Here is an 18,074-nt window from a genome sequence, read left to right on the forward strand (position 1 = left end):
CGGCCCCAAAACACTGTCGATGGGGACCGCTGCCCATGCACCACTGCCCATCGGCGGAAGACCGCAACCAGGATGGGAAGGGGTCAGCCACACGGCTAGTGGGCCGAGAGACGGTTTCGGCTCCACCAGGCGAAGGAGACCCCGCCCAGCGCCACAAGCAGTACGCCGGCCATGATCGGCAGAAGCCCCGAGCCGAAGCCGGGGCCATCGCTGTCCGATACCGCAGCAGCGTGGGTGGGCCTTGCCGACTTCGTGATGGGCTTGTTCCAGTTGGATTCGGTCGACGGGGTTGCCGTCGACGGCGTGGGGCTGGGGGACGCAACGGTTGGCTCTGCTGTCTCTGTCTCTTCGGCCGTTGCACTGGGCTCGGGCGCGAGGGTGGGCTCCGGTTCGGGCGCCGGCGCTGCGGGCACCTGTTTGGCGGGTGGGGCTGGGGCGGGATCCACCGGCTGAGTCGGGACCGGGGGCTCCTGCGTGGGCTTGGGATCCGGCTTGCCTTGGTCTTCCCCCGGCCCGGTTGTAGGTTGCTCACACGACTCGCAAACGGTCGGGGCGGGTTCCGCCGTCGGGGATTCCGCGTGCGCAGCCCCCACCGCACCAAGGCCGACCGCCAGCGCCATGCCAACGGCAGCAATGGTCGCGGGGACAGCGCGCGGCACTGGGGAGGATCGGATCATGGTTACCTTTTCGACAGCGCGCGGCTCCCCCTCCGCGGCAATTAGTGTTCCCGGTAGTCTGCTACAACACGCCGCGGGGCCGCAAATCCCCCGGATTCACGGCGCCCAACGTATAAGGAGCCTCAGTCCCCCCATTGCTCAATGGGCAGAGGCCCGGTTCCGACCCCACCAGGCGAAGGCCAGGCCGCCCAGGCCCACCAGCAGCACGCCGACCAAGATGGTCAGCAGCCCCGGGTCCCCGAAGCCGGGGCCGTCGCCGTTGGAGACGGCTGCAGCCTGGGTTGGTTTGGTGGACTTGGTGATCGGTTTGTTCCAGTTCGATTCAGTGGAGGGCAGGGCAGCGGACGGCGTGGCGCTCTGGGCACTGGTGGCCGCGTCACTGGACGCTTGCCCGGCCGGCTCAGTCGGCTCCGGGGCCAGGGTGGAAACCGGCGCGGGGGCGGGTTCCGCGGACGGCGGCGCGGGAGGTGCGGGAGGTGCGGGGGCCGGCGGAGCAGTGGGTTCTTCCGAGGTGGGTTTGGGGCGGGGAGTGCGCGGATCCCTCGGGTCAGGTTCAGACAGACCCGGAAGGCAGATCAGTCCGCACGTGGGTGTTGGTTCGGAAGTTTGCGCGTTCGCAGGCGCCACCACCCAGAGGCCGATCGAAAGCGCCAAAACCGAAGCGGCCGCCGTCGCCGATACAACTCTGAGCGCGGACGGTTTTTGTTTCATTGATACCTTTTCGACAGCGCGCGGCCCCCTCCGCGCATCACTGGTTTCCCGGCAGTCTGCTACAACTGCTCCCTGGAGTCTCCTACAACACGCGGTTAAGCCCTAAATCCCCCGTGCTTAACGTCCCGCTCTTTGCCGTCTGTCTGGCCCACGCTCTAGTCCCTGTTTTCCGGCGGCAGGGCGATCTGGAGCTTGCGTGCCTTGCCGCGCCCCACAATGTAGCCGCGGCCCGGAATGAACTCCGGACTGACCCGGCCCAGCGAAGTGTTCAGCAGGCTGTCACCCTCAATATCGCCGGGGTTGACGAGCAATCCCCTGCGCCCTGATTTGAACGGCTGCGACAGCGACCAGGCCGAGGACCAGGTGGAGGTTTCAGACTCTCCGATGACCCACTGGTCGGCCTTGATGGACGCCGTCACGAGCTGCGCCACCCCGGATTCGGCGACCGTGTCGGTGAACTCGGTCAGGCCCTCGATGAAGATGGCAAGCTTGCCAGGGTTTCCGGAGGAGTGCCCGGTCAGGTCCTCAACGATGTCGGCGAGGTCGTCCGGCCCCACGATCGACCGGTTCCAGATGGGGAGCGAGGCGACTGCAGAGCGGCGGGATCCGATGTACACCAGTTCCGTGTCCGGGTTGGAGCGCCGGAGGGCGTACGCCATCGTTACGAGGGCAACGGTCCGTCCTGAGCCGGGAGGGCCGGCCAGCAGCAGCGGACCCTTGGCCATGATTTCGGCGGGCTGCAGCGTTTCGTCGTCGACACCGATGACCGGAAGGTCCGGGCTGCCGGCCGGCAGCACGTCCAGGTCCACCTGGTCCGGGAGCCGCTGGATCCGGGGCGCCCTGTCCAGCCCCTGCCGCAGCATGGCCTCGCTGAGTTTGTGCACTTCCCTGGCCTGCAGGGCAAGGTTGGAGTCGCCTCCCAGCACTGCAAGCTGGACTTCGTGGCCGCCCAGCAAGCCCCGACCCGGAGGGGAGGTGCTGCTCAGGACGTCCTTGGGGACGTCCATGGACAGGTAGTCGTCTTCAGAGGACAGGCGCAGGACCAGCCGGCGCTGGATGGAGGCCAACAACGACGCCGGCACAGCGTTGGGACGGTCACCGGTAACTATCAGGTGGATGCCGAGGGGACGGCCGTCGGTGGCCAGCTGGAGGAAAATGTCCCACAACGCGGAGAGGCGGCTGTATTCGTACGTTTCGCGGAACGATGTCATGCCGTCCACGAGTACGAAAATCCGCTTCTCATCCGGCCGGTTGGCCAGTTTCCGGTACTCCACAATGGTGGAGGCCCTGACTTCGGCAAACCGGGCGGAACGTTCGTCGGCGATGTCCCGGAGCAGGCGCAACAGGCGGCCGACTCGTTCCACGTCGTCCCCGCCGATGACCTCGCCCACGTGCGGCAGCTCTTCGAGCATCTTGAGTCCCGAGGATCCGCAATCGATGCCGTAGACGTGGACCGGCCCGCCGCGCGGCGTGACGGCTGCGGCGATGGCGATTCCGCGCAGCGCCGCGGACTTACCTGAGCCACCGGTGCCGTAGATGGCCATGTTGCCGTCTTTGTCGGGTTCGTAGAACACCGTGGGCTGGTCCTGGCGGGCGGGGTCGTCCGCGACGCCGAGCAGCAGCCGCTCGTCCGTCCTGGGATTCGGCAGCTTGGAGAAGTCGTACGTCTTCGCCAGTTCGTCCAGCCAGGGCTTGCGTGGCGGACGGATGGCCAACGAGTCGGCCGCCCTGACAATGTTCGCCGTCATCCGGGCGATGTCGTTGGGGCCGGCGGGTTCTTCCTGGACCGGTTTTTCCGGGGCGGGAACATCCCAGGCGGGTCCGGATCCGAAGGCCATCTCCACGATGTCGATCTGGGGCCGCTGCGGTTTTTCGGTGGTCCAGCCGCCCGCGTAGCCGGTTTGGAATCCCTGGATCCGGCCGGGGCCGGTCTTGGCGGCGCCACGGCCGGGGATCGACGGGTCGAAGTAGGCGGCATCGGGCACACCGAGGATATCGGTGGCGTCGTCCTCGTCCGCCATGCGCAGGGCCACGCGGAGGTTGGTGTTGGCGCGCAGGCTGTCCTTGATCACGCCGGCAGGACGCTGTGTGGCCAGGATCAGGTGCAGGCCGAGCGACCGCCCGCGGGCGGCAACGTCCACCACGCCGTCAACGAACTCGGGAACTTCGGTGGCCAGCGCGGCGAACTCGTCCACGATGATGATCAGGTACGGCGGGGCTTCGGGGTCGGCTTCACGCTGGAGGGCCAGGAGGTCCTTGGCCTTCTTCCGGTTCAGGAGGTGTTCGCGGTAGTGCAGTTCGGCCCGGAGGGAGGTCAGGGCGCGGCGCACCAGGTGCTGGGAGAGGTCCGTGACCAGGCCCACGGTGTGCGGCAGGTGCAGGCAGTCGGCGAACGCCGCGCCGCCCTTGTAGTCCACAAAGAGGAAGCTCACCCTGTCCGGGCTGTAGGCCGCGGCCATGCCCATCACCCAGGACTGCAGGAACTCGGACTTTCCGGCACCGGTGGTGCCACCCACCAGGGCGTGCGGGCCCTCATTCTTGAGGTCAAGGTAGAGGGGTTCGACGCCCTTGGACCCAACGAGCGCGCGGAGCGTCCCGTTGTCCTTGCGGTTGGCGACTGCCGTAGCGTGGACGGAGTTGTTCTCGGTCCACCGTTCGGCCACAGCCTGGGGGCTGTCCAGGAAGTCCTTGCCAATGAGGGTGGCATAGGAGACGGCACGCGGCAGGTCGGAGTCATCGCTCATGGGCTTGCCCACGTCCACCACCGGGGAAAGCATCCGGGCCAGCTGGCCGGCAAGTTCGGCGTCCAGGCTTTCGCAGCTCACCGGGTAGCTGTGGCGGCCCAGCCGGACCTGGCCTGTGGTGGTGCCGTGGTCGCCGTCCACCACCATGAAGTCGCGGCAGGCGGCGGGAAGGGCCTGGATGTCGGTAGCCACCCACATGACGTGGACGCCTGAATCCGGACCACGTTCCGCGAGGCGGGTCAGGCGGCCGCGGTCAACGGGGGCGTCGTCCTCCACGATGACCAGCACGGCCGGCAGCATCGGCCCCGGGATTTCGTCCTTGGCGGGGTCGATGTCCGGGCGCAGGTCCGGGCCTGACCGACCGGCCGCGGCTTCCCGGGCGTCGAGCAGGTCTTCCAGGCGGGCCAGGAGGGAGGAACCGCTGGCCGAGCCAGCGGCCAGGTGGTCGCCACTGAGCGGGCTGTGGCCCGAACCGACGTGGGGCAGCCATTGCAGCCAGTTCCACCGTTCCCTGGACTGCGCTGAGGTGATGGCAGTGACAACTGCTTCCGCGGGCGAGTGGAGGCCCACCAGCTGCAGGACCATGCCGCGGGCGACGTCGTCGACCAGGCCGCGGGCACCTGCCACGCCGAATGACCCCGCGGTCCGCAGCTGCGAAACGACGGGCACGCCTTTAATGTCCCTGAACTGCTTGATGCAGTCCTGGATCTCCCGCATGTATTCGACTTCCGTGCCGTTCTCGGCCGGCTCCTCGAACGTAATGCGCGACGGCGCCGTGCCCAGTCCGAACCGCAGGCCGAGGAAGCCCTTGTGCTCGGGCCGGTGGGTCCAGAGCAGCGGGCCCAGCTTGTAGATCGAGTCCACGGTGTCGCTGACAGAGGGCGCTTCCTGCAGGCGGACGGCGCGTTCCACATGCTGCAGCTCGGTGATGTCCTGCCGGAATGCGGCCATGGAGGCCCGGAAATGCTTGAGCTGTTCCTTTTGCTGCCGTCTGGTCTGCATTTTTTGGTCCACGTAGTGACCCACGATGAACAGCGGCATCATGGCCATGAAAATGACGGAGAGCATGTTCCCGGTGACGGCGAACAGGACCCCGCCCATGATGAGTGGCGCCACCAGCATGATGTACGGGAAGGGCTGGTGGTCCGGCCGCTTGGGCCCGGCGGGCAGGACACGTTTCGGCGCGTCGAAGCGCGGGACTACCCGCGGGGACCGGTTGAAATCGACAAGGGGCGACGTCGGTGCTGCCGCATGGTTGCGGCCCAGCGGCACCACCGTCACGGTGGTATCGCCCAGGGTCACCGTGTCGGAGGAATTAAGCGTTGCCCGGGTGACGGGCAGGCCGTCCATCAGGAGGCCGTTGGCCGAGTTGGTGTCAACGATCTCGATGCTCTCGCCCACGGTGATGCGGGCATGGCGCTTGGAAGTGAGCGGGTCCGAAAGGCGGATGTCCACGTCCCTGTCGCGGCCGATGTAGCTGGTACCGGAGGGAAGCGAAAACTCCTGGCCGACGTCAGGACCTGAAAGGATCCGCAAAGTGGCGGCTGCCGGGCCCCGGTTGGCGCCGGGGACATCGAACTGTTCACTGACCTGCGTCAGGGACACCACGGAACCAGGCCGCAGGCCGGATTCGAGGAGGTTGTCCGTGCGGGTCAGGATGTTGCCGCGCATCCCGCCGGCCACAAAGGCCTCATCGATCCGGAGCGAGAGGTTCTCCGGTGCCGGAGTCCCTTTCCGGTCGGGGTCGGCAGCCCAGAGCTGGGTGGCGATGTCCGCCACGGTCGCCAGGCCGTCCACGGTGACCGCGAGGTCCTTTGTCTCCGCCGGATCCCGGCGGAGTGTCAGGCGGATTCTCATCCTTCGTCCACGCCCCTCATTTTTTCCAGCAGATAGAGGTCTTCGGGGGTGACCAGATGGGATGTCACGGCATGCTCCACAAGCCTGGCACGCCGGTTGGTGGCGAGTTTTCCGCCGCCGCCGCGCAGCCCCACAACGCCAACCCGATCCAGCTTGTCGCAGACGTTGTCCAGCTTCCGGTTGAACCGGGTCAGCGCCCAGCCAAGCGTTTTGGCCGCGGCCGCCGACGACGGAATGGCGCTGAAGCCTGTCCCCTCGCGGCGGAGCATCGGCTCGGCGAGGGCAACGATGAGGGCCTTCTGGGAGTCGGTGAAGACCACCGGGCCGATCGTAGTGTCTCCGTTGCTGTCGTCGTCCCGCGCTTCCTGCCGGAACGAAGGCGTCTTGAGGTGGACGGCGAATTCGTAGGTGGTGGGGCCGGCCGTGAAGATGATGTTGGTGTGGCTGAAGACCAAGGGTATGCGCGCGCCAGGCGAAAGCCACGCCTGCATTCCGCCGGAGCCGTCTGCAACGGTGGCTGAGAGCATGCTGCCCACGTTGCTGAGCCACCAGATCCCGTCATAGCGGGCCACCTGCAGGAACTGCCGGTGCAGGTACGGGTTGTCATCAACCTCAAGGTCGCCTTCGCGGCCGATGTTGAAAACATCCTCGTCCGAGGGTTCGTACCATTCGCCACAGAAATCTATTGCCAGATCCCCCATTTTCCGTGCCTCCTCAAGGGCAATGCCAGTATCGCCAAGTTTTTCGGTCTGCCGTGCCGTGCTCATTCGCGGACACAGGCTATGGAGTCGTCCTCAAGCGGTGAGAACGCCCCGTCGCTGCGGACGATCATCACCTGGAGGCAGGTCGGTTCGTTGGGATTGGCCGCAACCTGCGCACTGAATCCATCGGTGGACTGGTATTCGGAGCCGCTCTCACCCAACGTGTACACGCGCCATTTGTACGTGTCACCGGGCTTGGGCTGCGGATTCTCCCAGGTGAAAGTCACCTTGCCGCTGCTGTCCCGGAATCCGGACAGGCCGGCGACGTCCGGCACTGACCCATTGTCCAGGGCGTCGGGCGGCGGCGTGCTGGCCTGCTCGGTGTCTTCAACCTTGGGAGGGGGCGCCGTTGTAGCCAGGACAATCCCCACAACCACCGCAAGGACCAGTACCGCGGCACCCGTCAAGGCGAGCCACAGATTCCTTTTTCCGTGGTCCGGGCGAGACTCCGTGACGGGCTCCTCGCTGCGGACCGCCCGGGTGACGGTTGCGTCAAGCTCAGGTTCGCGGCTGCCGGACGAACCCGTGCCCGGCTGCTGATCGTTACCTTCCGGTCCTCGCGGGAGCAGTGCCGGACGCTGGACGGTGGCGTCAGCGGCCCCCACGGCTGTCCCGTAGTCGGTTGCGCCGCCGCGCAGCATGGTGGCGTGTGCCCACTCGGCGGCAGGCTGGCTGCCGGTCTGCGGGCCTGTCCCAGGGCCGGCAAAGAGATTGCCGGGGACCTGCGGCTGAACAGGTGCGCCGTGCCCGTCCGTCGGTTGCGATGGAGCAGGCTGCAGCGCTGACGGCTGGGTCGCGGGCGAGGCCCGGGTTGGTGACGGTGCGGGCGTGGACGGACCGCCGGCAGGCGGAAACGACGGCGGCGGGACGTTGCCTGGGCCCTGCGGCCGGGTTCGTGCCGGGAAAGTGGGGGCGCTGCCTGTCCGTTCCGGGTCGATGGCCGCGATGCTCCGTACACGGGTTTCTTCGTATCCGTCGTCCGGATGGCTTTCTTCGGGGTGCGGCTCTTCCAGCACTTCGAACGGCGTGACTGACAGGTTCAGTTCGGCCTGGATCCGCTGCAGGGCAAGGGCAAACGCGTGGGCGGAGGAATAGCGGGACGCGGGGGATTTGGCCATGGCCGTGGACAGTGCGAGCTCCAGTGATTCCGGAACGTCCGCCCGGCCAAGGCGTGGCAGCGACATGGTGGAGATGCGTGAAATGAGCTCCCGCTGTGAGTTGTCCGCCCCGGGCATCACGAACGGCGACCTGCCGGCAAGCAATGTATACAGCGTGGCGCCGAGGGCCCAAACATCAACCATTACGCCGTCGGTTCCGCCGTCTGTGAACTGCTCCGGCGGGGACCACGGGATGGACATTCCGGCGTCGTCGTCGGCGTCGGACCCGCCCAGGGTTCCGGATATTCCGAAGTCCGTGAGTGCTGGACGGTTGTAGTCGGTCACCAGGATGTTGGCGGGTTTGATGTCCCGGTGGGCAATACCGGCACGGTGCGCGGTTTCGACGGCGGAGGCCACCTGGATGCCCACGGCAAGGACCTCATCGACGCTGAAGCGCTGCCTCCGGTACCGCACGTCCAGGCTGGGCCGGGAGCAGTACTCCATGGCCAGGTAGGAGTGTCCGGCGTCGGTGACCTCGGCCTCGTAAATGGTCACGATGTAGGGGTGCGAGGACAGTTGGGCCATGAGGTTTGCCTCGGACTCAAACCGTCGGCGCGCGCCTTCGGTCTTCAGGTCCGAAAGCAGGACTTTGACCGCCACCCTGCGGCGGGGCCGGTCCTGTTCGTAAAGGTAAACGTCTGAGAAGCCGCCTGACCCCAACAGGCTGATGTAGGAAAACCCCGGAATGTGGGGTGGCGGCGCTACGGGCCGTTTGGAACTCAAAGAATCTCCTCAAAGCGAAGCGAAATGCCGTCGCCCAGTTCTGCGATGTCGCCATCAAGCAGGATGGCCATTTCGTTCTGGGCCAGGCGCCTTGGCTGCTGGCCTTCCCGGACGAGGACGGTGCCGTTCGTTGCTTTCAGGTCGCACAGCATCACATGCCAGCCCTCGAGGCGGACCTGGACATGCGAGCGGGAGATGTCGCCGCTGGGGCTGGCAACCTGCACCAGGCGCGGCATCACGCCGCCCTGGACGCGCGAGACCGACGGCTGGCGGCCGATCACCAGAGACTGGTCAAGGTCCACAAGCTCGCCGCTGGAGACCCGCATGCGGCCAAGCCGGGGCCGGGAAACCTGGACAGCATCCGACGGCAGGGGCTGCCCGCAGACCGCACACTGGGCGTGCGTCGGCGGATTCGCATGGCCCTGCCCGCAGACACGCGCAAGGACCATGGGGCCGGCGGATCCCGCGGCCTCCGTGTCGGCGACGGCGGGCGCGGGATGCACGGCCATCCCGGCCAGATCGCTCTTCATGATCGTCTGGCCGTCGTGGTCACCATCGTCGCGGACTGCCTCACCACGGGCTGCCTCACCACGGGCTGCCTCACCTCGGCCACCGTCACCACGGCCACCTCGGTCATCACTGCCCGGCCCGGGCTGTGAGGACATTCCCCCGCCAGTGTTCCAAGGAACTGAATCGATCAGTCCGCCGGAGGGTGCCGGTGCTGGTGCTGGTGCTGGTGCTGGTGCTGGTGCCTCAGTCGACAGCATGTTCCCCGCGGCGGGTGTCTCCGCGGGGTCCGCAGCCGAGGGCGTCTCCGCAGCGTCCGCAGCCGCGGATGTCTGCTGTGCAGGGGGCTCGGACAGCAGACCGTCGGGATCGTCACGGACAGCAGCGTCTTCTATGCTGCGGACCACAGTGCGCTCCCAGAGGTGGTCGTACGTGCTGGTCTGTTCGGAGGCCGGGGCCGGGTCCGGCGCCGGCTCTTCCTCCACCAAGGAAGCCGCATCCCCGGTTTGAAGGACAACATCCTCCGCCGGCCCGGAATCAGGATGTTCGGCGGGAAGGTCTTCGAAGTCTTCATCCATGACACCGATGACGGTTTCGGCCGATGCGCCGTGCTCCGGGGCATCAGCGGCAAACGTGGCATCCGGCACGGACTGGGCCACAGCCCCGGCCGGGGCCGCGGGTTTCTCAAACACGGCTTCCTCAGGGTCCAGTGCCACCATAGCGCCAGGCTCTGTGGCCGCCACCGCTGGCACAGTTGCCGGCACCGCGCCTGCAGGCACCACAGCGATAGGAACGGGTGCGGCCGCAACTGGTCCGGCCGCAACTGGTACCGCGGATACAAGCGGTGTTGGGACAGCCGCTTCAGCGCTGCCGTCCAAGTCAACGGTCAACGCCTGCAGGAGGACCACGCCCTCCTGAAGGGGCAGCGCAGGACCCGTGGTTTCACTGCCCGGAACGTCAACACCAGGAACGCTGATGCTGTACCACTCGGGGGCCGCGAGATGCCGTTCGGCCCACGTCGTCACGTCACGCCCATGAAGCTCCACCGGTCCGGTGGGCAGCTGCACTGTCAGGTCAATGTCTCCGCGCAGGAAAACCCGCAGGGAGTCGTTGAAATCCACGATTCCGAACGGCGGTATCTGGGCCAGCGACACGCCGAAGCTGCTGGTGACGGCGTGGAGCAGCTCATGGACCTCAGGTCCGCTTTCCAGCAGGTCCCACAGGGAGTGGACCAGCTGAGGGGGCGTATCGGGTCCCAGAAGGACGGCCGTGCGGGACCGGACAATGCCGTGCCATGTGCCTGGCACATAGTTATTCCCGGTCATCGCCTGGCTCCTCGCTTTCGTCCTCGCCTGACGTTTCCGGCCGTGCGGCGTCCACAACCTGGGACCGCGGCAGGGTGATCTCGTCCTCCGCGTCCGAACCGGGCCGAGGCGCCGTAGTGGCGATGCCGCCGTCGTTCATGACATTCCTGGCGTCCACCACGATGACAGTAACGTTGTCCCTGCCTCCGTTCCGGAGAGCGGCCTGGATCAGCGCATCCACCGCGTCCTGCGGATGGCCCACGGTACTGAGGATCCGGAACATGTGCTCGTCCGTGAGTTCGGCATTCAGCCCGTCCGAGCAGACCAGGATCCGGTCGCCCTCCTCCACCGGGAGCAGCCAGTAGTCGGCTTCGGTCTCGTCCCCGGTACCGAGGGCCCGGGTCACAACATGGCGGCGAGGGTGGACAGTTGCTTCCTCCGGCGTGATTTCGCCGGCATCGACAAGTTCCTGGACCTCGGAGTGGTCCACGCTGACCTGGGCAAACTGGCCCTGGCTCAGCCGGTAGGTCCGGGAATCGCCGATGTTCATGACCAGCCAATAAGGCATGCCCATCTGCTCCACCACCACAACCCCGGTCAGCGTTGTGCCGGCCCGGGCCCCGGTGGCCTCGCGGATGGAGTCGTCGGCCTTCATCAGGTATTGCTGGATAACTGCGGCGGTGACGCTCCGCTCTCCCGTGGCCAGTTGCGGCATGGCCGCCAGGGCGCGGACGCACATGCCGCTGGCGATCTCGCCGGCTTCATGGCCGCCCATTCCGTCAGCCACGGCAAAAACCGGGTCCGAAGCAATGAAGGAGTCTTCATTGAGCTCGCGCCGCAGCCCACGGTCTGTGCCGTAGCCGTAGCTCAGGCTCAGCCCGGAGTCGTGGTCTGCGGCGGCGGGAACACTGGCGGCTTGGGAATTCATGCCTGTCCTAGGTGGAAGGAGCGGTCACCAAAGTGGACAGTGGATCCCGGGCTGACAAAGGCGGGCACGCCCGGCTTGAGTGGGGTGCGCAGGCCGTCCGGAGTGGTGACGGCGCTCCCGTTCGTGGAGTTCCGATCCGTCACCCACACGCCCGCGCCATCCGAGAGGACGTGAAGATGCGTTTTCGAAATTGATCGGCCGGGGTCGTCCACGGCCAGCAACTGGGCCTGCTGCTCGCCCGCCTGCCCCACGGGGTTGCGGCCTACCAGGACGTTCCGGTCAAGCTGGAAGTCCCGGCCGTCGTCGAGCCTGATCCGCAGGACGGCCACGGGCGCCGCCTCACGGAATCCCCCGCGCATCTGCGTGCGGTCGTGGTCGTCGTCGGGGTGGGCTGCTGCGGGAGCCTGGCCTGGGGCACTGTGTTCCCTCGGAGCCGGATGGGCGGGGGGAATCGGCGCGGCGGGTTGGCCCGGCGTGCCCGCTGTGCGATGAGTGCCAGGCGGCACGGGTGCGGCTGCGGGTGCTGGTGCGGGCGGCGTGAAAGGCTGCGGAGCGAACGCCTGGGGAGCGGCGTAAGGCAGCTGCGCGGCTGGCTGGGCTGCCGGCCCCTGAGGGGTGGCCGGGGCGGGCGGAACGGCCTGGGCCATTGGTGCAGGCTCCGGGTGTACGGCGGCGCGTGGTGCTTGGCTGGCAGGTTGCCCTGCCGGCGGCTGCCACTGGTTGGGGTTCAGGGGCGCCTGGGCGTTGATGACCTGCGGGGCTTTGGCTGCTCCGGCCACGGGCGACGCGACCTGCTGCACGGGCGGCAGGTCCAGCGGCGCGAAACTATAGGGTCCTTGGATCCCGCCCGTGGCAATGGGGTTCCGTCCGGCCTTGACGTCAAAGACGAGGGTTTTCGCGGCGGAGTCGTGCCAGCCCCGGAGCTTGCCGTTCTTGTCCCAGGAGTTCGAGACCACCACGAGTACCGCCCACGCGGCACCGGCCAGGACCAGCGGCGCCAGGATGAAGAGTGCCGCGTCGAACCACTTGAAAATGACCAGCGCAGCCGCCGCAACGACGGCCAACAGGATGCCCGCTCCAGTGACAAGCCCGCGGAGGAAAACCGCTCCCCCGCCCGGCGCATAGCCGTCGTTGTCGGCGCTGCGGATGCCCATGAGCCGGTTGCCGATCGTGATTCCGGACCGGCCTTCCAGACCCAGCAGGACGACAATATAGACGAGCGTCAGCCCGAGGCCAATGCCGCCGAACAGGACCAGCGATCCCGTGTCATAAATGATGAATCCACCGCTTTGGGTGCGCGTCACCCCGGCGAAGCCAATGGCAAATGTCACTCCCAGGACCACCAGCGGAGCGAGCCAGTCCAGCACGGCAGCCCCGAGACGCTTTCCCGACGCAGCCGGAACAAGCCCAAGATTTACTGCCATGCCCGTTCCTCCCCCTTGACCGTGGACGGCCTGTGCCATTCCGGGACCGCTGTCAACCGGGACCCGTTGTACTACCGGGATAGTACCGGGAATCGCGGCGGCATGCTCAGCCGCACGTTCCATCAACGCCTGCTGGGCGTGGTCCACGTAGCGGGCATTCCGGGCAGCCCTGTTGGGCAAAGGGGCTCCGCAGGCGGTACAGAACGTGGCACCGGCGCGGATCAGCTGCTGGCAGCGCTGGCAGCGCTCGGAGTCTTGCGTCATGGTTCGGTGTGGTTCTTCCTGCCAGGGTTCCTCAGAACAGTGGACTCATCAGGTTCGGAGGGGCCTGCGGGGGTTGCCGCCGGACCGCTCTCCACCCTACCTTCGGCCGACTGCGGCACAGCTGAGCCAGCCTGCGGTGCGGCGCCGGGCTGCTTGACGTCGCCGGGCTGTTTTGCGGCGTCGCCTGGCCGCCGCAGCGACGCCAGCCCCCGGCCGGTGCTGCGCAGCTTGAGGGCTGCCCGCCCGTCCGCCAGCAGGGACCTGGGTGAGAACCTGGCCCGCTGCCGGCGCCAGAAGCCCACGGTCGCGGTCATTTCCTTGAGGGAGCCGTCCACGATGGTCCAGTATTCCTTGACCTCTTCCTCGCTCGGCTGCCCGGCGCCAAAGATTGACGCGTCCGCACGGCGGGCCAGCATCGTTGTTGTGGTCCCGGTCGAGGGGAAAGCTTCCGCCACTACCGCAGCGCTTTCCCGCCGCGTGGCGCGGGTGTCGATTCCCGCCCCCATGTCCGTGGCGAGGCTCAGCACCTCGTTCCAGCCCCCGCCGACGCGCTGCGCCGGGTGGCCTTCGGTGAACCGGGACTTCCGTCGTCGTGATTTGAGCAGGGCGATGATCAGCAGCGGCAACGCAAGGATCGACAAGGGAATCAGGGCAACCCCGAGGGCGCCAAGGAGCGCGCCCCAGAACAGCCAGGGGTTGTTCTTCTTCTGGTCCGCATCCAGCGCATCCGGGGAGGAGTCCGGCGGCAGGTCTGCGGGCTCCTGCGGGGGCGGGGGCGGCTGAAGCACCTGTGGCTTGGGTTTGGATTTGTTTTCCGGGTCCGGCGGGATGGGGATGTTGTCCTTGGGCGGTGTCGGGTCAAAGCTGACCCAACCCACGCGGTCGAAGGCCACCTCCACCCAGGCGTGGACGTCCTTGCCGGTGATCTTCACTTCGCCGGCGCCGTTCTCCGGGCTGGTCGGATCGGGGTAGAAGCCCATGACCACGCGTGAGGGGATCCCCAAGTGGCGGAGCATCAGCGACATCGCCACGGCATACTGTTCGTCGTCGCCGAGCATTTGCTTGGCCGTCAGGAGGTTCCTGATCCGGGACGAGCTGTGCCCGGAGACGCTGGGCAGTTGCCCTTCGGTGACCAGCCCGTTGCTGAAAGCGCCGGTCTTCTGGAAGTGGGCCTCGATCTGGCGGACGCGGTCGATGGCGGTGGGCGCGTCGGCCGAGAGGTCGTTGGCCTGCGAGCCGACGACCGGCGGCACCTCCAAAGCGTCAGGCAGGGTGACTTTGGCAAAGTCGTACTGGGTCAGCTGGCCATGCTCCAGCTTGACCGGATCGGACACCTGGACACTGTAGGAGTCACCCTTCGAGAGGCCCTTGGTGGTCACTGCGGTGTCCGTGCCCGAGTTGAAGTACAGGCCCGAAGCGGCCCCTGACGCACTTTGGTCAAAGCTCAGCCCCGTGGTCTTTCGGCCCCCCGGGACGAAAAAGCCTTGGTAGTCCTCGATGGTGATGTCAATGGCGTAGTCATTGGTAGGCACAACACTGGAAGTATCGGCCAGGGTGTTGATGGATTTGGTATCCCCCACCTTGCTGAAATTGCCGGAACCGTTGGGGTCCATGTTGTAGTTGGTGCCGTTGAACGCGTCCAGCGCCCCCAGCCGCACCCGTCCGTCCCGCGGCAGGCCCTTGACCACAAACAGCGTGTCGTCCTTCTTGTCCTTGACGAAGGTCCGGAAGCTTGCCAGTGGCGTGATGTAGTCCTTGGGGTCAAATGGCGGGACCACCACGTTGCGCAGCACTTTCCTGTCGTCGCTCGCCGTGACCAACGGGGCCGCGACGGCGGTGATGGTCATGCTTGCGGCGATGACGGCAGCGGCGGTGCCGAGCCTGCGGATCCTGGCGCGCTGGGCAGTGCCGGCGTCGCTTTGGGGGCGGTTGACGGACACTTTCCGGGTGTCGCTTCGGCGCAGTGCATCACGGCGGAACGTGGCCCAGGCGATCGCAATGACCGTCAGGCCAATGCCCCGCTCCACCGTCAGGAATGCGGCGTTGGTGCTGAATGCAATGCCCGTGACAAAGAGGGCAAGCACAGGCAGCAGCGGCCAATAAGGAGCCTTGGCCCGCCAAGTGAGGATTCCTGCCACCAGCGCGGTGAGAAGGGAACTGAGGAACGGAACAATGAGGACTCCCCCAGCGGTTCCCACCGGCACACCGACGGTCAGCATGTCCTTCCAGGCGAACACCACCCCCAGGAGCAGCGTTCGGAGGGAGTCCAGGCTGGGGACGAAGCCCGCGATGGCTGCGTCCGGCACGGCAAGCACGGTTCCCAGCACCAGGTAGGCGCCCAGCGCCAGGGCGGAGGTGATCAGCAGGCCAAGCCGCAGGTGGGCGTTGGCGGCGGCGAGGGCGAGACCGAGGATGATGCCGCCGAACCCGGAGATGAGATAGTAGGCGTCCCCGCCGAAGCTGAGGCTGAATCCCAGCACGCCGAGCCCGAGCAGGATGGTGAGCGCACCGGCGTCGACCATAAAATGCCACGCAGGCTGGCCATCCGCGAATGCTGACTCATGCTCTTGCTGCTGGCGCTTTTTCTGCCGGGATGCCCGGGGGCGGAGGTCGGATGCGGAGCTCATGCGGCCGCCTTTCTCAGGACGATGGCGAGGTCGGCGAGGTCGCCCAGGGTCAGCACCGTCAGGTCGGCGATGTTGGCCCGCGACGGCGCCGCTCCGGTCTGGAGCCGCACGGCGAGGCTGCGGACGCCGGGAGCGACCGAGGCGGCAGCGGAACGAAGCTGGGTGGGCGTGACGTTGCTGCCCACCACAAAGAACACCACAGAGGCGTTGGGGACCGTGTCGGCCAGGGACCGGGCGAGGTCGACGGCGGTGCGGCGCATGGGTGCCCCGACGATCCTGGTCATGTCGTCCAGCATGTTGCGCCCGGTTTCGCAGCGCAGTGGACCCTTCTGGGTCAGGACGTCCAGCTCCCGCTGCTCCCGGATGGCCTGGCGGCCGATCGAGGCGGCGGCAGAGATGGCCATCTCGAATTCCTGTTCCGAGGCATACTCGTCCGTGTTGATGGACAGAGAAATGGCGAGGTGGGCGCGCCGGGTTTCCTCGAACTGGCGCACCATCAGCTTGTTGGTCCGCGCAGTGGTCTTCCAATGGATGTGCCGGCGGTCATCCCCCGGCACGTAGTCCCGCAGGGCGTGGAAGGACACGTCTGCGCTGGAAAGGTCCGTGGTGGGCATGCCTTCAAGGTCGCGGATGAAGCCCGCGGCCGAACCAGCGAGGGCAACGGTCCGGGGATGGACGTAAAGGTCCTCCGGTTCGGTCCACAGCACCTGGCGGCGCAGCAGGTGCAGAGGGTCGGCACGGACGGAGCGGACCGGACCCACCACGATGACGGCGCGGCGGGCGGTGGGAATGGTGAAGAGGTCCTCGTGGACCTGCTGGGGCTTCATTCGCGGAAGATGGAAGACGGCGGTAGCGGCACCGACAGGCAGTTCGAGGGCGGCCGGCAGGAGCGGGCGGGCGGAGGTGTTGGAGACCGCGATGCTCCCCACGGCGCTGTCGCCAACGGCGACGCGGGTACGGGCGAGGTCCAGGACCACGCCGTAGGATGACCGGCCCAGGATAAAGCCGACCGCGATCGCAAAGAGTACAAACGCAGCGATGGCCGCCGCTTTGGCTTCCTGCCAGCCGAACGACTGGCCGGTGGCCCATAGCAGGATGGCGGCGGCGAGCACAGACCAGCCCAGGATGCTCACGACGGACAGCACCGGCCACACGTACCGGAGCCAAAGGCCCCGGACCTTCTGCCAGGCCGGTGCAAGGGCCAGGCCGGCCGTGCTGGTGGCCTCGGCCCAAAAAGCCGGGGGGTGCAGCCGAGTGGGCTTGCCGTTCCGGTGGAAAAGTTGCCGGAGACGGTCAGCAAGCCGGATCAACGGAGTGCTGCTGGACATAGTGGTGCCTTCGTTTGCGCTGGGTGGTGGTCGGGAGGTCCTGGAACCGTCAGGCGGTGGCGCGCTGCTGCGGGGCTGCAACGTCGGACAGGACCCGGGCCAGGACTGCCTCAGGCGTGGCGCCGGAGAATTCAGCCTCGGGATCCATCACGAACCGGTGCGTCCACACCACGGCGGCGAGTTCCTTGACGTCGTCCGGGAGGACGAAGTTCCGCCCTTGGCCCGCAGCCCAGACCTTTGCGGCGCGGACCATGGCGATGGCTCCACGGACGGAGACCCCCAGCCGGGTCTCGGGCGCGTTGCGGGTCTCTTCGCAGAGCCGGGAAATGTACTCGAGCACGGCGGTGTCCACATGGACGGTGGCCGCGAGGTCTGCCATGTCCGCCACGGCCTGGGTGGTGATCACGGCGGTGATCTCCTTGGAGCGGTCCTTCAAGTTGGCGCCGCCGAGCAGCTTGACGGTCGAGGCGTGGTCCGGGTAGCCGATGGAGGTCTTGATCAGGAAGCGGTCCAGCTGCGCCTCGGGCAGCCGGTAGGTGCCGGCCTGCTCGATGGGGTTCTGCGTGGCCATGACCATGAACGGCCGGCCAGCCTCGTAGGTGACGCCGTCCACGGTGACCCTGGATTCTTCCATGACTTCCAGCAGCGCCGATTGGGTCTTTGGCGAGGCACGGTTGATCTCGTCGGCCAGGACGATGTTGTTGAAAATGGGTCCCTTGTGGAACTCGAACTTCTGCGTCTTCTGGTCGTAGATGGTCACACCGGTTACGTCGGACGGCAGCAGGTCAGGGGTGAACTGGATGCGGTTGTTGGATCCCTGCACTGTGGCTGCCAAGGCGCGCGCCAGCGAGGTCTTGCCGGTGCCCGGCGCGTCCTCGAAGAGCACGTGGCCCTCGGCGAGCATCGCCGTGAAGGTCAGCCGGATGACATGTTCCTTGCCCAGCACCGCCTGTCCGACATTGGCAACGAGCTTTTCGAAGGTGCCTGCAAACCATTCGGCCTGCTCGGTGGTCATTGTCATGGAATTTTTCCTTTGTCTTGGTCAAGGTTTGGCCGGACCCG

The 18,074-nt window shown here is 67.0% G+C and carries 11 protein-coding genes; all 11 read right to left on the reverse strand.

Going from position 1 to position 18,074, the window contains the following annotated elements; all coding sequences use genetic code 11:
- Nucleotides 1–95: 95 nt before the first annotated feature.
- The 11 genes from V9L17_RS00005 to V9L17_RS00055 all read right to left on the reverse strand — a co-directional run bounded on the left by V9L17_RS00005 (nt 96) and on the right by V9L17_RS00055 (nt 18,033).
- Nucleotides 96–446 carry a hypothetical protein gene (locus tag V9L17_RS00005; protein WP_337349982.1) on the reverse strand — a complete coding sequence of 117 codons (351 nt, stop codon included), beginning with the start codon at nt 444–446 and terminating at the stop codon, nt 96–98.
- Between the two features lie 369 nt (nt 447–815).
- The gene (locus tag V9L17_RS00010) at nt 816–1,388 is read right to left on the reverse strand and encodes a hypothetical protein (RefSeq protein ID WP_337349983.1); all 573 of its coding nucleotides are present in this window, start codon (nt 1,386–1,388) and stop codon (nt 816–818) included.
- 155 nt (nt 1,389–1,543) lie between these two features.
- Entirely contained in the window at nt 1,544–5,989 is a 4,446-nt protein-coding gene (locus V9L17_RS00015; RefSeq protein WP_337349984.1) for an FtsK/SpoIIIE domain-containing protein, read from the reverse strand.
- The gene (locus V9L17_RS00020; RefSeq protein ID WP_337349153.1) at nt 5,986–6,690 is read right to left on the reverse strand and encodes a hypothetical protein; all 705 of its coding nucleotides are present in this window, start codon (nt 6,688–6,690) and stop codon (nt 5,986–5,988) included. Before V9L17_RS00020 ends, V9L17_RS00015 begins: the two co-directional genes overlap by 4 nt.
- Before the next feature lie 62 nt (nt 6,691–6,752).
- The gene (locus V9L17_RS00025) at nt 6,753–8,630 is read right to left on the reverse strand and encodes a protein kinase domain-containing protein (protein WP_337349985.1); all 1,878 of its coding nucleotides are present in this window, start codon (nt 8,628–8,630) and stop codon (nt 6,753–6,755) included.
- A complete protein-coding gene (locus V9L17_RS00030) occupies nt 8,627–10,462 on the reverse strand; it encodes an FHA domain-containing protein (RefSeq protein ID WP_337349986.1) in 1,836 nt (611 codons plus the stop codon). Before V9L17_RS00030 ends, V9L17_RS00025 begins: the two co-directional genes overlap by 4 nt.
- Entirely contained in the window at nt 10,449–11,369 is a 921-nt protein-coding gene (locus V9L17_RS00035) for a PP2C family protein-serine/threonine phosphatase (protein WP_337349987.1), read from the reverse strand. The genes V9L17_RS00030 and V9L17_RS00035 overlap by 14 nt, the downstream gene beginning before the upstream one ends.
- The gene (locus V9L17_RS00040) at nt 11,366–13,057 is read right to left on the reverse strand and encodes an RDD family protein (protein WP_337349988.1); all 1,692 of its coding nucleotides are present in this window, start codon (nt 13,055–13,057) and stop codon (nt 11,366–11,368) included. The genes V9L17_RS00035 and V9L17_RS00040 overlap by 4 nt, the downstream gene beginning before the upstream one ends.
- Entirely contained in the window at nt 13,054–15,684 is a 2,631-nt protein-coding gene (locus V9L17_RS00045) for a transglutaminase domain-containing protein (protein ID WP_337349989.1), read from the reverse strand. Before V9L17_RS00045 ends, V9L17_RS00040 begins: the two co-directional genes overlap by 4 nt.
- Nucleotides 15,681–17,012, reverse strand: coding sequence for a DUF58 domain-containing protein (locus tag V9L17_RS00050; protein WP_337349990.1), 1,332 nt, complete (start codon nt 17,010–17,012; stop codon nt 15,681–15,683). The genes V9L17_RS00045 and V9L17_RS00050 overlap by 4 nt, the downstream gene beginning before the upstream one ends.
- A gap of 49 nt (nt 17,013–17,061) precedes the next feature.
- Nucleotides 17,062–18,033: an AAA family ATPase gene (locus V9L17_RS00055; RefSeq protein ID WP_337349143.1), complete on the reverse strand. Its 972-nt coding sequence runs from the start codon at nt 18,031–18,033 to the stop codon at nt 17,062–17,064.
- Between the last annotated feature and the right edge of the window lie 41 nt (nt 18,034–18,074).

This window comes from Pseudarthrobacter sp. CCNWLW207, assembly GCF_037203945.1.
Classification (GTDB): domain Bacteria; phylum Actinomycetota; class Actinomycetes; order Actinomycetales; family Micrococcaceae; genus Arthrobacter.

Coding starts and splice junctions, on each gene's coding strand:
- V9L17_RS00010 (WP_337349983.1), bottom strand. CDS start 1,388: ATGAAACAAAAACCGTCCGCGCTCAGAGTTGTATCGGCGACGGCGGCC.
- V9L17_RS00015 (WP_337349984.1), bottom strand. CDS start 5,989: ATGAGAATCCGCCTGACACTCCGCCGGGATCCGGCGGAGACAAAGGAC.
- V9L17_RS00020 (WP_337349153.1), bottom strand. CDS start 6,690: ATGGGGGATCTGGCAATAGATTTCTGTGGCGAATGGTACGAACCCTCG.
- V9L17_RS00030 (WP_337349986.1), bottom strand. CDS start 10,462: ATGACCGGGAATAACTATGTGCCAGGCACATGGCACGGCATTGTCCGG.
- V9L17_RS00035 (WP_337349987.1), bottom strand. CDS start 11,369: ATGAATTCCCAAGCCGCCAGTGTTCCCGCCGCCGCAGACCACGACTCC.
- V9L17_RS00040 (WP_337349988.1), bottom strand. CDS start 13,057: ATGACGCAAGACTCCGAGCGCTGCCAGCGCTGCCAGCAGCTGATCCGC.
- V9L17_RS00045 (WP_337349989.1), bottom strand. CDS start 15,684: ATGAGCTCCGCATCCGACCTCCGCCCCCGGGCATCCCGGCAGAAAAAG.
- V9L17_RS00050 (WP_337349990.1), bottom strand. CDS start 17,012: ATGTCCAGCAGCACTCCGTTGATCCGGCTTGCTGACCGTCTCCGGCAA.
- V9L17_RS00055 (WP_337349143.1), bottom strand. CDS start 18,033: ATGACAATGACCACCGAGCAGGCCGAATGGTTTGCAGGCACCTTCGAA.